General features: G+C 69.9%; 12 protein-coding genes. 9 read left to right on the forward strand and 3 right to left on the reverse strand.

What is annotated here, in order from left to right; all coding sequences use genetic code 11:
* Positions 1–256 precede the first annotated feature (256 nt).
* From rsmA to ACN6LB_RS41500, 6 genes are all read left to right on the forward strand, one after another.
* Positions 257–1,162 (forward strand): 16S rRNA (adenine(1518)-N(6)/adenine(1519)-N(6))-dimethyltransferase RsmA, encoded by a 906-nt coding sequence (gene rsmA, locus ACN6LB_RS41475; protein ID WP_445030402.1) that lies wholly within the window; start codon positions 257–259, stop codon positions 1,160–1,162.
* Positions 1,159–2,052: a 4-(cytidine 5'-diphospho)-2-C-methyl-D-erythritol kinase gene (locus tag ACN6LB_RS41480; RefSeq protein ID WP_445030403.1), complete on the forward strand. Its 894-nt coding sequence runs from the start codon at positions 1,159–1,161 to the stop codon at positions 2,050–2,052. The genes rsmA and ACN6LB_RS41480 overlap by 4 nt, the downstream gene beginning before the upstream one ends.
* Before the next feature lie 159 nt (positions 2,053–2,211).
* Positions 2,212–4,017, forward strand: coding sequence for an ABC-F family ATP-binding cassette domain-containing protein (locus ACN6LB_RS41485; protein WP_445030404.1), 1,806 nt, complete (start codon positions 2,212–2,214; stop codon positions 4,015–4,017).
* A 247-nt stretch (positions 4,018–4,264) separates the two neighbouring features.
* Complete coding sequence (locus tag ACN6LB_RS41490) at positions 4,265–6,034, forward strand: outer membrane protein assembly factor BamB family protein (RefSeq protein WP_445030405.1); 1,770 nt, start codon at positions 4,265–4,267, stop codon at positions 6,032–6,034.
* Between the two features lie 82 nt (positions 6,035–6,116).
* Positions 6,117–8,006, forward strand: a complete 1,890-nt coding sequence (locus ACN6LB_RS41495; protein ID WP_445030406.1) for an outer membrane protein assembly factor BamB family protein — start codon at positions 6,117–6,119, stop codon at positions 8,004–8,006.
* A gap of 226 nt (positions 8,007–8,232) precedes the next feature.
* The gene (locus tag ACN6LB_RS41500) at positions 8,233–8,952 is read left to right on the forward strand and encodes a helix-turn-helix transcriptional regulator (RefSeq protein ID WP_356146052.1); all 720 of its coding nucleotides are present in this window, start codon (positions 8,233–8,235) and stop codon (positions 8,950–8,952) included.
* A 59-nt stretch (positions 8,953–9,011) separates the two neighbouring features.
* On the opposite strand, the gene ACN6LB_RS41505 is transcribed toward ACN6LB_RS41500, so the two are convergent.
* Positions 9,012–9,332 (reverse strand): hypothetical protein, encoded by a 321-nt coding sequence (locus ACN6LB_RS41505; protein WP_445030407.1) that lies wholly within the window; start codon positions 9,330–9,332, stop codon positions 9,012–9,014.
* Positions 9,333–9,352: 20 nt separating this feature from the next.
* On the reverse strand, positions 9,353–11,065 hold the full coding sequence (locus ACN6LB_RS41510) for a sodium:solute symporter family protein (protein WP_445030408.1): 1,713 nt from the start codon (positions 11,063–11,065) through the stop codon (positions 9,353–9,355).
* A gap of 176 nt (positions 11,066–11,241) precedes the next feature.
* Between ACN6LB_RS41510 and galT the strand changes: the two genes are divergently transcribed.
* Genes galT through galK form a run of 3 tightly spaced genes read left to right on the forward strand, consistent with a single transcriptional unit; the run spans position 11,242 to position 14,415 of the window.
* Positions 11,242–12,303, forward strand: coding sequence for a galactose-1-phosphate uridylyltransferase (galT, locus tag ACN6LB_RS41515; RefSeq protein ID WP_445030409.1), 1,062 nt, complete (start codon positions 11,242–11,244; stop codon positions 12,301–12,303).
* Positions 12,300–13,262: a UDP-glucose 4-epimerase GalE gene (gene galE / locus ACN6LB_RS41520; protein WP_445030410.1), complete on the forward strand. Its 963-nt coding sequence runs from the start codon at positions 12,300–12,302 to the stop codon at positions 13,260–13,262. Before galT ends, galE begins: the two co-directional genes overlap by 4 nt.
* A gap of 4 nt (positions 13,263–13,266) precedes the next feature.
* Complete coding sequence (gene galK / locus ACN6LB_RS41525) at positions 13,267–14,415, forward strand: galactokinase (protein WP_445030411.1); 1,149 nt, start codon at positions 13,267–13,269, stop codon at positions 14,413–14,415.
* A 130-nt stretch (positions 14,416–14,545) separates the two neighbouring features.
* Here galK and ACN6LB_RS41530 read toward each other — a convergent pair whose 3' ends face one another.
* A complete protein-coding gene (locus tag ACN6LB_RS41530; protein WP_445030412.1) occupies positions 14,546–15,001 on the reverse strand; it encodes a GNAT family N-acetyltransferase in 456 nt (151 codons plus the stop codon).
* Positions 15,002–15,224: the final 223 nt, after the last annotated feature.

The following is a 15,224-nucleotide window of genomic DNA, read 5'->3' on the forward strand; positions in this document are numbered from 1 at the left end:
CTGGCGAAGCCTCGTTACTGCGGGCAATCGTGCCGCTAGGGGCGGCACGGGTGGGCGCAGCGGCACCCCGTGAACGCCGGGCTGCGTGACCCACCCCCGGCCGGCACCAACCCCGGGTGCGAAGGAAGAAGGGGGCACCCGGGGTTTGCCCACCCACCCCGGGTGACCGTTCAAGCAAGGGGTGCACGTGGTGCCCGCCCACCCCGGAGGGGGCCGGTGGCCTGGGGTGGGGGGATGTGCCCCGTACTCTGGGGGCGTGAGCAGTCCCACCTCCGACGCCCTTCTGGGTCCCGCCGATGTCCGCGAGCTCGCGGGTGCCCTCGGCGTGCGGCCCACCAAGCAGCGCGGCCAGAACTTTGTGATCGATGCCAACACCGTGCGGCGCATCGTGCGGACCGCCGAGGTGCGGCCGGACGACGTGGTGGTGGAGGTGGGCCCCGGACTGGGGTCGCTGACGCTCGCCCTGCTGGAGGTCGCCGAGCGGGTCGTCGCCGTGGAGATCGACGACGTACTGGCGGGCGCCCTGCCCGCCACCGTCGCCGCCCGGATGCCCGGGCGGGCCGAGCGCTTCGCGCTGGTGCACTCCGACGCCATGCACGTACGGGAACTGCCGGGACCCGCGCCCACCGCGCTCGTCGCGAACCTGCCGTACAACGTCGCCGTACCCGTGCTGCTGCACATGCTGGAGACCTTCCCCAGCATCGAGCGCACGCTCGTGATGGTGCAGGCCGAGGTCGCCGACCGGCTCGCGGCCCCTCCGGGCTCGAAGGTGTACGGCGTTCCGTCGGTGAAGGCCAACTGGTACGCCGAGGTGAAGCGGGCCGGGTCCATCGGGCGGACCGTTTTCTGGCCCGCGCCGAACGTCGACAGCGGGCTCGTCTCGCTGGTGCGCCGGGACGAGCCGATCAGGACCACCGCGTCCCGGCAGGAGGTCTTCGCCGTGGTCGATGCCGCGTTCGCGCAGCGCAGGAAGACCCTGCGGGCCGCTCTCGCCGGGTGGGCCGGGTCCGCTCCCGCCGCGGAGGCCGCCCTCGTTGCCGCCGGGGTCTCGCCCCAGACCCGCGGGGAGTCCCTGACGGTCGAGGAGTTCGCCCGTATCGCCGAGGCCGCGTCTTCCCAGGAGCAAGCCCCCGAACCCCCGAAGGGGCCCGCGCAGTCGTGACGGTGAGCGTGCGTGTTCCCGCCAAGGTCAACGTCCAGCTCGCGGTGGGCGCCGCCCGCCCCGACGGCTTCCACGACCTGGCCAACGTCTTTCTCGCCGTGGGCCTCTACGACGAGGTCACGGTGACCCCCGCGGACGAGCTGCGGATCACGTGCTCGGGGCCGGACGCCGGGCAGGTGCCGCTCGACCGTACGAACCTTGCCGCCCGCGCCGCACTCGAACTCGCCCGCCGGTACGGCATCGAGCCCGCCGTGCACATTCACATCGCCAAGGACATTCCCGTCGCCGGGGGCATGGCGGGCGGCAGTGCCGACGGCGCCGGTGCGCTGGTCGCCTGCGACGCCCTGTGGGATACCCGCGCATCGAGGGACGAACTGCTCGACATCTGCGCCGAGTTGGGCAGCGACGTGCCGTTCAGCCTGGTGGGCGGGGCCGCGCTCGGAGTGGGGCGCGGGGAGCAGCTGCGGACCCTGGAGGTGGGCGGGACCTTTCACTGGGTCTTCGCCATCGCCGAGCGGGGGCTGTCCACCCCGGCCGTCTTCCGCGAGTTCGACCGGATGAACGAGGGGCTGCGGGTTCCTGAGCCCGTCGCCTCGCAGGAACTCCTCGACGCTCTGGCGAAGGGGGATGCGTCGGCTCTCGCCGGTGCGGTCTCCAACGATCTTCAGCCCGCCGCCCTCTCGCTCTTCCCGGAACTGGAGCACACCCTCGCCGTGGGGCGCGGCGCCGGTGCCCTCGCCGCGCTCGTCTCCGGCTCCGGGCCCACCACCGCCTTCCTCACCCAGAACGCCGAGGCCGCGGACCGGGTCGCCGAAGTGCTGCTCGCCTCGGGCAGCTGCCGCGCCGCACGGGTGACCGAAGGGCCCGCCTCCGGCGCCGTCGTTCTGTAGGCGGAGCGGGCGGGTAGATCCGTAGGGCCGTGCGTCCGGCCGCGCGGCCACGCCGCCGCTCGACGAGGATGCGCGACAGCGCGAAAAACCTCCGGCCCGGTCCCCGCTCCGCCGCGGTCTACCCTTGAGGGTCGAGCAAACCCCCTGGGCAGGAGAGAAATGGCCGTCAACCTGGTCAATGTCGAGAACGTCAGCAAGGTGTACGGCACCCGTGCCCTGCTCGACGGAGTCTCCCTCGGCGTGTCCGAGGGAGACCGGATCGGCGTGGTGGGCCGCAACGGCGACGGCAAGACGACGCTGATCCGGATGCTCGCCAAGCTGGAGGATGCCGACTCCGGCCGCGTCACCCACTCCGGCGGACTGCACCTCGGCGTCCTCACCCAGCACGACTCCCTCGACCCCTCGGCGACCGTCCGCCACGAGGTCATCCGGGACATGGCCGACCACGAGTGGGCCGGCAACGCCAAGATCAGGGACGTACTCACGGGCCTGTTCGGCGGGCTGGACCTGCCGGGCTTCCCGCAGGGCCTCGACACCGTGATCGGCCCGCTCTCCGGTGGCGAGCGGCGCCGTATCGCGCTGGCGAAGCTGCTCATCGAGGAGCAGGACCTGATCATCCTCGACGAGCCCACCAACCACCTGGACGTCGAGGGCATCGCCTGGCTCGCCCAGCATCTGCGCGAGCGCCGCTCCGCCCTCGTCTGCGTCACCCACGACCGGTGGTTCCTCGACCAGGTCGCCACCCGCATGTGGGACGTGCAGAAGGGCGACGTGTACGAGTACGAGGGCGGCTACTCCGACTACGTCTTCGCCCGGGCCGAGCGCGAGCGGATCGCCGCGACCGAGGAGACCAAGCGGCAGAACCTGATGCGCAAGGAGCTGGCCTGGCTGCGCCGCGGCGCACCCGCCCGTACGTCCAAGCCGCGCTTCCGCATCGAGGCCGCCAACGAGCTCATCGCGGACGTGCCGCCGCCCCGGGACACCAGCGAGCTGATGAAGTTCGCCTCCACGCGCCTCGGCAAGACCGTGTTCGACCTGGAGAACGTGACCGTGCAGGCCGGGCCCAAGGTGCTGCTGAAGCACCTGACCTGGCAGCTCGGGCCGGGCGACCGGATCGGCCTGGTCGGCGTGAACGGCGCGGGCAAGACCTCGCTGCTGCGGGCCATGGCCGAGGCCGCCCGCAGCGAGGGCGAGAAGCAGCCCGCCGCCGGGCGGATCAGCACCGGCAAGACCGTCAAGCTGGCCTACCTCTCGCAGGAGGTCGCCGAACTCGACCCGACCTGGCGGGTGTTGCAGGCCGTCCAGGCCGTCCGTGACCGCGTCGACCTCGGCAAGGGCCGCGAGATGACCGCCGGGCAGCTCTGCGAGACGTTCGGCTTCAACAAGGACAAGCAGTGGACGCCGGTGGGCGACCTGTCCGGCGGTGAGCGGCGGCGCCTGCAGCTGCTGCGGCTGCTGATGGACGAGCCCAACGTCCTCTTCCTCGACGAGCCCACCAACGACCTCGACATCGAGACCCTCACGCAGTTGGAGGACGTGCTCGACGGCTGGCCCGGCTCGATGGTCGTGATCTCCCACGACCGGTTCTTCGTGGAGCGCACGACGGACAAGGTGTTCGCCCTTCTCGGCGACGCCACGCTGCGGATGCTGCCGCGCGGTATCGACGAGTACCTGGAGCGCCGCAGGCGGATGGAGGAGGTCGCCGCCGCGGCCGTCCTCTCGGCCGCGCCCGCCCCGGCCAAGGTCGCGTCCGCCGCCGATGCCCGCGCCGCCAAGAAGGAGCTCCAGAAGATCGAGCGACAGCTCGACAAGGTCTCCGAGAAGGAGACCAAGCTGCACGCGCAAATCGCCGACAACGCCACGGACTTCGAAAAGGTGGCCAAACTGGACGCCGAGCTGCGCGAGTTGACCGGGGAGCGCGAGGAGCTGGAGATGCGCTGGCTGGAACTCGCCGAGGACGCGTAAGTCGCGGGCGCGCTTCGGGGGAGGGGCGCGCACGGCGCCGACGTGGGGCGTGCGCCGTGCGTGAAGGGCGCGTGAAGGCGCGTAACGAGGGCATCACGGGCCGGTTCTCCCTTGGGAACAGGGGGAGGACCGGCCCCCTGTGCGAAGGCGGCAGAGTGATAGAAAGAGCCGTCTGAGAACAGCCTGAGAACCACTCCGAGCGTTGACCGCGGGTGGCGAAAATCAGTGAACGAGGGGGGAAGCGCTGATGACTCAGCCGCCCAATCAGCCGCCGCAGGGCGGCTTCGGCGCACCACAGGACCAGCCCGCGCACCAGCAGCCGCCGCAGGGGCCGCCGCCTCAAGGCCCGCCCCCGCAGGGCGGGTTCGGCGCACCGCAGAGCCCGCCGCAGTCCGGCTACGGCTACCCCCAGCAGCCCGGCCCGTACAGCCAGCCGGGCCCCTATGGTCATACCGGTCCTTACGCGCAGCCCCAGCAGCAGCCGGGGTCGTACGCGCAGCAGCCGCAGGCCGGTTACGGCTACCCGCAGCAGGCGCCGCCGCAGTTCCCCGGTGCGCCCACCCCGCCTCCGGGCGGCGGTTCCAAGAACCCCTTCAAGGGCAAGCCCGTACTCGTCGCCGTCGCGGCAGTCACCGCGTTGCTCGTGATCGGCGGCACCGTGTGGGCCGTGGCCGGTGGTGGTGACGACGGCAAGAAGCCGGTCGCCCACGAGAGTCAGGACGACAAGCCCACGCCCACCACCAGCGCCCCGGTCAACCAGGGCGACGGCAGCGGCGACGGCCGTGAGGAGAACCAGGACCTCAACGAGGGCCGCAAGCCCGGCGAGTCGAAGATCCTCTGGTACAAGGAGGCGCCCGACGCGCCCGCCGCCGGCGCCTCCGCCCCCGGGCTGTGGATCACCGGCAAGACCGCGGTGAAGGCGGCGTACAAGCAGCTCGTCGCGTACAACGTCGGTGACGGCAAGCCCACTTGGGATGCCATCACGTTCCCGCAGAAGATCTGCGCCGTCACCCGGCAGAAGACCTCCGACGACACGATCGTCGTCGCCTACGAGAGCGGCACCGGCGACAGCTCCCGCTGCAACCAGCTCCAGCAGGTCGATCTGGACAGCGGCGAGAAGGGCTGGAGCACCGAGCTGAAGGAGGGCGGGCTCTTCGACGACACCATCACCGTGGAGCTGGCCATCGCCGGCAACACGGTGGTGGCGGGCCGCTCGATGTCCGGTACGGCGTACGACGTCCACAGCGGCAAGAAGCTCTGGGACAAGAAGAAGTACGGCGCTTCCTGCTACCCCTCCGGGTACGCGGGCGGCAGCAAGCTGATCGCCGTGGCGAGCTGTGGCATCGGCTCCGACACCGAGCACGACGAGGTGCAGGAGCTCGACCCGGCAACCGGCAGGGCCAAGTGGACCTTCAAGATCAAGAAGGGCTGGAAGGTCAACCGGGCGTACTCCGTGAGCCCGCTCGTTCTCTTCCTCAAGAAGGAGTCGAACGACGCGTGGAACATGGTCACGCTGAAGAGTGACGGAACGTACCGCTCGCAGGTCCAGGTCGACGAGAACTACGCGCCCGACTGCTCCGGTTCGGTCCTGGGCGCCGGCCTGACCGACTGCACGGGGATCGCCTCCGACGCCGACACCCTGTATCTGCCCACGGAGAAGAAGAGCGGCGCCAACAGCATCGTCGCCCTCAGCCTGGAGACCGGGAAGGTGCGCTGGCGCGTGAAGTCCCCCGTCGACGGCACCACGATGATGCCGATCCGGATGAGAGGCACCCGGCTGATCGCGTACGTCGCGCCGAGCTACGACACCGGCGGCCAGGTCGTCTCGATCCGGACCAAGGGCAGCAGGCACAGGACGTACAAGCTGCTCCAGAACCCGCAGGGCACCGCCAAGATCGAGAGCAGTTTCTACAGCAAGGCCATCGCCTACGTGGACGGGCGCTTCTTCCTCTCCACCACCTCACTGACCGGCGACGACGACGCGAAGGAGAAGTTGATGCTGGCCTACGGCAAGTGACCGGGCCGCCCCCTCCTTCCTCCGCCCGCTTCCCCAGTCCTCGTCCACATCCGCTCTTCTTCCCACCCGAGGTACACACGTCATGAGCCAGCCGCCGCCCCCGCCTCCGCCGAACCAGCCCCCGCAGCAGGGAGGCTTCGGCGCCCCGCAGGACCCGCCTCCGCAAGGCGGCGGCTTCGGCGCGCCCCAGGCCCCGCCCCCCGGCGGTTTCGGTGCCCCGCAGAACCCGCCCTCCGGCGGCTTCGGCGCTCCGCAGCCCCCGCAGGGCCCCGGTTACGGCTACCCGCAGACCCCCCAGCCCCCGCAGGCGCCGCCCACGCCGCCGCAGCCCCAGTACGGCTACCCCCAGGCGCCGCAGGCACCTCAGGCGCCGCAGGGCCAGCCCGGCTACGGCTACCCGGGCCAGCAGCAGCCCCAGTACGGCTATCCGCAGACCATGCCGATGCAGCCGCAGCCTCCGCAGAACGGTGGCGGTGGCGGCAAGTTCAAGCTCAACGGCCCGATGGGCATCGTCATCGCGGCCGTCGCCGTCGTCGCCCTGATCGTGGGCGGCGGCCTCATGTACGCCAATTCGAACTCGGACGACGACAAGAACACCTCGTCCGGCTCCTCGGGCGGCACCGGCGGCAAGGACGACAAGGGCGACAAGGGCGACAACGGCGGCTCGACCGACAACGGCGGCGGCGGTACGGGTACCGACACCTCCCACGACACCGCTCAGGAGAAGGTCCCGTCCAGCACGAGCGCGAGCGTCCTCTTCCAGGTGCCCTCGCCGGAGGTCAAGGACAAGCAGATCGACAGCGTGGCGGGTTCCTGGCTCACCGACTCGGTGTACGCCAAGAGCGGCGTCAACGCGATCGTGGGCTACGACCCCGACAACGGCAGCAAGAAGTGGACGCTCCCGTTGCAGGGTGAGACCTGCGCCGGCTCGCGCGAGGTGACCCAGGACGGGATCGCCGTGGTGGTCACCGAGGCGGCCAAGCGCAACAGCAAGGGCGACCACCAGGCCTGCACCCAGGTCGTCGCGTTCGACGTGAACACCGGCAAGCAGCTCTGGAACAAGACCGCCGAGACGCAGGGCACGGCGGTGCCGTTCGGTGAGGTCACCATCTCCGGCACCACGGTCGCGGTCGGCGGCGGCTACTACGGCGGCGCCGCCTTCGAGCTGAAGTCCGGCAAGGCCCTGTGGCAGCCGAAGACCGGCAAGTGCGAGGACGTCGGCTACGCGGGCGGCGACCAGCTCGTCGCGGTCCGCAAGTGCGGCGACTACGGCAACGAGGCGTACAAGGTCCAGCTCCTCGACTCGAAGTCGGGCAGCGTCAAGTGGACCTACGACCTGCCCAAGGGCATCGACAACGCCAAGGTGATCTCCACCAACCCGGTGGTCTTCGGTGTCGACTCCGGCGACGAGATCAGTCTCTCGGGCGCCTCGGACGTCTTCTCGCTGGACGAGAACGGCAAGCTGCGCGTCAAGATCACGCTTCCGGACACCAAGTACGACCACGACTGCACCATCGGCAAGGTCTACCGGTGCAAGGGCGTCACCGTCGGCAACGACAAGCTGTACGTGCCCACCAAGGAGCACGACGGCACCGGTGAGTACAGCCAGACCAACGAGATCATCGCCTTCTCGCTGGCCACCGGCAAGCCGACCGGCGAGCGGATCGACGCGGGCGACGGCTACGACCTCCGCCCGATCCGCATGGACGGGCCGAACATCCTTGCCTACAAGGACGGTCCGTACGACAAGGGTGCCCAGGTCGTCTCCATCGACGCCAAGTCCCTGAAGCAGACGAAGCTCCTGGAGACGCCGTCCACCGAGTCGGTGCGCAGCGCGATCAGCGGCATGGTCCCCAAGAGCGCCGAGATGCTCTACACGAGCGGCCGTCTGTTCCTGGGCCAGGACCTCGTCAGCAAGCCGTACTCCAAGGACGAGAAGGAGTACACGGCAATCGGGTTCGGCGCGAAGTAGCTCCCGAGCGTCGCAGTGCAGCGGCTCCGCCCCAGCTCAGGGGCGGAGCCGTTCGCGTACTCCTCATCAATCCCGAATGGGCGGGATTCGGTAATCCGGGGCACTTCTCACCGGTAGGGGAGCGCAACGTCGAACAAGCGTGTAGCTTCCGGGTGATGGAGAGCCGGGGGGCTCCTATCCATGGGAACCAGCGGGGATGGAACCTGGGGGGACTGGGGGGTTGCCGATGGGAGTGCGGCTCATGGTGGTCGACGACCACCGATTGCTCGCAGAGGCACTGGCCTCGGCGTTGAAGCTGCGTGGGCACCGGGTGCTCGCCGCGGCCGCGCCCGCCGCGGGAGCGGCGGAGCTGGTGATCACACGGGCGCCGGAGGTGTGCCTGATAGGTACGGCGACACCGGCCGAGCCGGGGATCTTCGACCCGGTGGTGCGGATCAAGCGGGAACGGCCGCAGGTGGCGGTTCTCGTCCTCGGTCCGGTGCCCAATCCACGGGGTATCGCGGCCGCGTTCGCCGCCGGTGCCTCCGGTTACGTACGGCACGACGAGCGCATAGAGGGCGTCGAGCGCGCCATCATGAAGGCGAGGGCCGGAGAGGCCGCCGTGGCACCGCAGTTGCTGCAGAGCGCGTTCAGCGAGCTGCTCAACCCGGCCGCGCAGCCCGACGACGAGGGCCAGCGGCTGCTGCAGATGCTCACTCCGCGCGAGGTGGAGGTGCTGGTGCGGGTGGCCGACGGCGAGGACACCCGGCTGATCGCGGCCGGCATGGGCATCGCACCCAGCACCGCGCGCACGCATGTGCAACGGGTCCTGATGAAGCTGGGGGTGGGCTCGCGGCTGGAGGCGGCGGCGCTCGCCGCGCGCACCGGGCTGCTCGACCGGGCGGGACCGGTGCCGCACGCGTCGCCGGACGTCCTGGAGGGACCGGGGCCGCAGCAACTGGCGTGACCTGGCTGTACGCCCACGGGGCCGGGGTCCGCAGCGGATCCCGGCCCCGTGGGCGGGTGCTACTGGCTGTCCTGCTGCTGGTCCGGCAGCGGCGGTGGCGGCGGAGCCAGCGGGCGCAGCTTCAGCCAGATCAGGAAGAACAGGCCCAGGGCGAGCATGCCCAGGCCGGTCCAGAGGTTGATGTTGACGCCCACGGCCTTGTCGAGGTCGGCGTCGGACACGGTGAACCCGGCGATCGTGACGATGACGCCGTAGATCACGAAGAGGCCGCCGATGATGCGGCGGATGTCGAACAGCCGGGCGGCGGTCGCGGACTTCTGCTGGAGTTCCGTGACCTCGCGCTGGACGTCGCGGTCGGAGTAGTCGGAGTGGTCGGACATGGTCTCTCAATCCTCCCGCGTCAGAACGAGAACGGGATGTAGCAGGCGGCGGCCAGGATGATCGCGCTCCAGCCCAGCAGGGCGGGCCTGCGGTACCAGGCGTCGTCGCCCGCGGCGGGCGGCTCCTCCATGCCGGGCGAGCTGGTGCCGTACACCAGGCCCTGGAGGTCCTCGGCGGACTTCGGCTTCGTGAACAGCGAGACGGCGACCATGACCACCCCACCGGCGACGAACCCGGCGATCGCGGAGACGAAGTTGGCGCCCTGGTCGGAGGGGATGTCGATGACGCCCTGCTTGTAGATGACGAAGTAGTTCACCATCGCCGCGGTGGTGCCCGCGAGCAGGCCCCAGAAGCCGGACTTCATGGACGCGCGCTTCCAGAACATGCCGATGATGAAGACGACGAACATCGGCACGTTGAAGAAGGAGAACAGCGCCTGGAGGTAGCTCATGATGTTCGAGAAGGAGGAGGCGAGGAAGGCGGTGCCGATGGAGGCCGCCACGCCGATGGCCGTGATCAGCCGCCCGAACCGCACGTAGTACGCGTCCTCGCGGCCCTTCACCACGTACTTCGCCCAGATGTCGGTGGTGAACACCGTGTTGAAGGACGAGATGTTGGCCGCCATGCCCGCCATGAACGCGGCGATGAGACCGGTCACCGCGATGCCGAGCACACCGTTGGGCAGCAGCTCCTGCATCAGGTACGGGATCGCGTCGTTGTACTGGAGGTCTGAGCCGGACGTGCCGATCTTCGGGACGAGGACGGCGGCGACCAGGCCCGGGATCATCACCAGGAAGACGATGAAGATCTTCGGGAACGCGGCGATCAGGGGCGTGCGCTGGGCCGCGCTCAGGTTCTTCGCGGACAGGGCACGCTGCACCTCGGCGAAGTTGGTCGTCCAGTAGCCGAAGGAGAGCACGAAGCCGAGGCCGAGCACGATGGTCAGCCAGTTGGCGCCGAGCGGGTTGTCGCTGCCGATGCCCGTACCGCCCCAGGCTGTCATGAAGTCGGCGCCGTGGGTCTTCTCCAGCGAGTCGGACAGACCGTCCCAGCCGCCGACCTTCTTCAGGCCGAGCACCACGATGGGGATGAGCGCGGCCAGGATGACGAAGAACTGCAGGACCTCGTTGTAGATCGCCGAGGACAGACCGCCGAGCGTGATGTAGCCGAGCACGAAGGCGCCCGCGACGACGATGGCGACCCACTGCGGCCAGCCGAGCAGGGCCTCGACGACGATCGCGAGCGAGTAGAGGTTGACGCCGGCGATCAGGATGGCGGCGAAGGCGAACAGGACCGAACTCAGCAGGTGCGCGTACCTGTCGAAGCGCAGCAGCAGGAACTCCGGGACCGAGCGCACCTTCGAGCCGTAGTAGAAGGGCATCATCACCAGGCCGAGGAAGACCATGGCCGGGATGGCGCCGATCCAGTACCAGTGCACGGTGTAGACGCCGTACTGCGCGCTGTTGGCGGCCATGCCCAGGATCTCGGTGGCGCCCAGGTTGGCGGAGATGAACGCCAGGCCGGTGACCCAGGCGGGCAGGGAGCGCCCGGAGAGGAAGAAGTCGAGGCTCGTCTTCACCGATCGCCGGGCGGCGAAGCCGATACCCAGGACGACGACGAAGTAGATGCCCAGGATCGTGTAGTCGAGCGCGTTGGTGGGAAGTCGCAGGCCGGCGGCCAGGTGCGTGCCGGGATCAGCCAGGTATGCGGGGGAATGTGTGGGGGACTGCATAGGTACTCGCTTCGTTGCGCGAACTGATCAGACCGGAACCTGCGCCTCCACATTCAAGAAATGAACACTTCTGATGGTGCTCTTTGTTTGATTGTGACGTTGACGGCGCGGGGGAAACATGGTTTGTTGTGTTTGGTTATGTTGAAGATTGATCGGGTGCGGATGGGGAGTCCACCGTGAAGAAGACCTCGACCCGGCTGGCCGACGGTCGTGAGCTCATCTACTACGACGCGCGCGACGACGCGGTGCGCGACGCGGTGGACCGGCGGCCTCTCGACCCCACCGTCACCACTTCGGAGGTACGCCGGGACCCGCTGCTCGGTGATTCCGTGGCGATCGCCTCGCACCGCCAGGGCCGCACCTACCACCCGCCGGCCGACGAGTGCCCGCTGTGCCCCTCGCAGGGCGAGCGGCTCAGCGAGATCCCCGACTCCTCCTACGACGTCGTGGTCTTCGAGAACCGCTTCCCGTCGCTGGCCGGCGACTCGGGCCGCTGCGAGGTCGTCTGCTTCACCTCCGACCACGACGCGTCGTTCGCCTCCCTGACCGAGGAGCAGGCGGGCCTGGTCCTGGACGCCTGGACCGACCGCACGGCCGAGTTGTCGCATCTCCCCTCCGTGGAGCAGGTGTTCTGCTTCGAGAACCGCGGCGCCGAGATCGGCGTGACCCTGGGTCACCCGCACGGCCAGATCTACGCCTACCCCTTCACCACTCCGCGTACGGCTCTGATGCTGCGCCAGCTCGCCGCGCACAAGGAGGCGACGGGCGGGGGGAACCTCTTCGACGCCGTACTGGAGCGGGAGCTGGCCGGTGAGCGGGTCGTGCTGGCGACCGAGCACTGGGTCGCCTTCGTGCCGTACGCCGCGCACTGGCCCTACGAGGTGCACCTCTACCCCCGCCGCCGCGTGCCCGACCTGCTGGGCCTGGACGAGGACGCGCGCACAGAGTTCCCCAAGGTCTATCTGGAACTCTTGAAGCGCTTCGACCGGATCTTCGGCGAGGGTGAGCCGGCCACGCCGTACATCTCCGCGTGGCACCAGGCGCCGTTCGGCGTGCTGGAGGAGTTCGAAGGCGTCAACCGCGACGACTTCGCACTCCACTTGGAGCTTTTCACCATTCGCCGTACGTCCGGCAAGCTGAAGTTCCTCGCGGGATCCGAGTCCGGCATGAGCGTGTTCATCAACGACGTGCCGCCGGAGTCCGCGGCTCAGCGACTGCGAGAGGTAGCGAGTTCATGAGTGGGAAGTACCTGGTCACCGGCGGTGCGGGCTATGTCGGCAGCGTGGTGGCGCAGCACCTGCTGGAGGCGGGCCACGAGGTCACCGTCCTCGACAACCTCTCGACCGGGTTCCGTGAGGGCGTGCCGGCCGGTGCCTCCTTCATCGAGGGCGACATCCGCGATGCCGCCAAGTGGCTGGATCCGTCGTACGACGCCGTTCTGCACTTCGCCGCGTTCTCGCAGGTCGGCGAGTCCGTCGTGAAGCCCGAGAAGTACTGGGACAACAACGTCGGCGGCTCGATGGCGCTGCTCGCCGCGATGCGCGAGGCGGGCGTGCGCAGGCTGGTCTTCTCCTCCACCGCCGCGACGTACGGCGAGCCGGAGACGACCCCGATCGTGGAGAGCGCGCCGACCGCCCCGACCAACCCCTACGGTGCCTCGAAGCTCGCCGTCGACCACATGATCACCGGCGAGGCGGCGGCCCACGGACTCGCCGCGGTCAGCCTGCGCTACTTCAACGTGGCCGGCGCGTACGGCAGCCGGGGCGAGCGGCACGACCCCGAGTCGCACCTGATCCCGCTGGTCCTCCAGGTCGCGCAGGGCCGCCGTGAGGCGATCTCGGTGTTCGGCGACGACTACCCGACCCCCGACGGCACCTGCGTGCGCGACTACATCCACGTCGCCGACCTGGCCGAGGCCCATCTGCTGGCGCTGAAGGCCGCCACCCCCGGCGAGCACCTCATCTGCAACCTCGGCAACGGCAACGGGTTCTCCGTCCGCGAGGTCATCGAGACGGTGCGCGCGGTGACCGGCCACCCGATCCCCGAGGTGGTCGCCCCCCGCCGCGGCGGCGACCCGGCGGTCCTGGTCGCCTCGGCCGCCACCGCCCGCGAGCGGCTCGGCTGGAACCCGTCCCGCGCGGATCTCGCGGGGATCGTCGCGGACGCGTGGGCGTTCGCCCAGAACAGGGAGAAGTAGACAGGTGGGCGTGCGTGAGGGCTTCGAGGAGCTGTACGGGGCGGCCCCCGAGGGCGTCTGGGCAGCACCCGGCCGGGTGAACCTGATCGGCGAGTACACCGACTTCAACGAGGGCTTCGTGATGCCGCTCGCGCTGCCGCACACGGCGGTCGCCGCGGTGTCCCGGCGCGAGGACGGGGTGCTCCGGCTGCACTCGGCGGACATCGAGGGCCCCGTCGTGGAGCTGCGGGTGGACGAGCTGGTGCCGCTGACGAACACCAGCTGGGCCGCGTACCCGGCGGGCGTCGTCTGGGCCCTCCGGGAGGCCGGGCACGCGGCTGTCGCGAGCGGCGCCGACATCCACCTCGCCTCGACGGTGCCGACCGGCGCGGGCCTGTCGTCCTCGGCGGCGCTGGAGGTCGTCACGGCACTGGCCCTGAACGACCTGTACGAACTGGGTCTGACCGGACCCCAGTTGGCCCGCCTGTCCCAGCGCGCCGAGAACGACTTCGTGGGCGTCCCCTGCGGAGTCATGGACCAGACGGCCTCCGCCTGCTGCGTCGAGGGCCACGCCCTGCACCTGGACTGCCGCGACCTGTCCATCCGCCAGGTCCCCTTCGACCTCGCCTCGCAGGGCCTGGAGCTGCTGGTCGTCGACAGCCGGGTGAAGCACGCGCTGGGCGACGGCGCGTACGCCGAGCGGCGCGCGGGCTGCGAGGAGGGCGCCCGGCAACTGGGTGTGACGCACCTGCGCGATGTCTCCTACGAGGAGTTGGACGGCGCGCTCGAGAGGCTCACGGACGAGCGCGTGCGCCGCTACGTGCGCCATGTCGTCTCCGACGACCACCGCGTGGAGCAGGTCATCGCCCTCCTCGACGCGGGCGACGTCCGCGCCATCGGGCCCGTCCTGACCGACGGTCACCGCTCGCTCCGCGACGACCTGCGCATCTCCTGCCCGGAGCTGGACCTGGTCGTCTCGACGGCCAACGCCTCCGGCGCGCTGGGCGCCCGTATGACAGGTGGCGGCTTCGGCGGCTCGGCGGTCGTCCTGGTGGAGTCCACCGACGTGGACACGGTGACCAAGGCGATCACGGAGGCCTTCGCGGCTGCGGGCTACACCGCACCGCGGGTGTTCCCGGCGGTGCCTTCGGCGGGGGCGCGACGGGTGGCCTGAGCCCTACGGGCTCGTCCTCAAACGCCGGACGCGCTGGATACAGCCCCTCCGGCGTTTGAGGAGCGGGGGTCTGGGGGCGGAGCCCCCAGGTACGGGACAGGTAGGGGCGCAGGGGGCGAAAAAAGCCTGTTCACCCCAGCCGCTTCGTCATCGTGTACTCCGTGACCCCCGGCGGGTAATCCGGAATCACGCACACCACGTCGTAGCCGTGCCTGCGGTAGAACTCCGGCGCCTGGAAGTCCCAGGTCTCCAGGCGGGAGCCTCGGCACCCGTGCTCGGTGCGGGCCGTGGTCTCCGCCGAGGCGAGGAGACGGGAGCCGAGGCCCGCGCCGCGGAAGCGGTCGTCCACCCACAGATAGGTGACGTGCAGCCAGGTCGCCCAGGTGTGGCCGACGAGCCCGCCGGCCAGGGTGCCTTCGGCGTCCAGCACCCACACATGGAGCGGAACCCCGTGTTCACCGGGGGTGCCGCGCAGCGCGCGCAGCACCGGCGAGGCCTGCGTGTTGGTGTCCCACAGCCGTTTGCGAAGCAGATCGCGCCGCTCCTTGTCGACTCCTGTCTCCATACGAAACATACGTCTCACCATAAACGCGCTGGCCAACCAGTTCTGCAAATAACCTTCCGCTCTCCGCCCCCGGCCTTACCCTGATGAACAGCACCGGTGGGGGCCGGTGCTGATCAGGGGGCGAGACAGCCGGGTACGACGCCCGGAGTGGGGGTAGCAGTTGAAGCACGGCGGCGGCCGTGCGGCTGCGGCACCCCGTTTTCCGGGCCGCAAGCGGGCTCGGGATCACTTCGGGCGCCGTACC

The sequence above is a fragment of the Streptomyces sp. SAS_270 genome, from assembly GCF_052543295.1.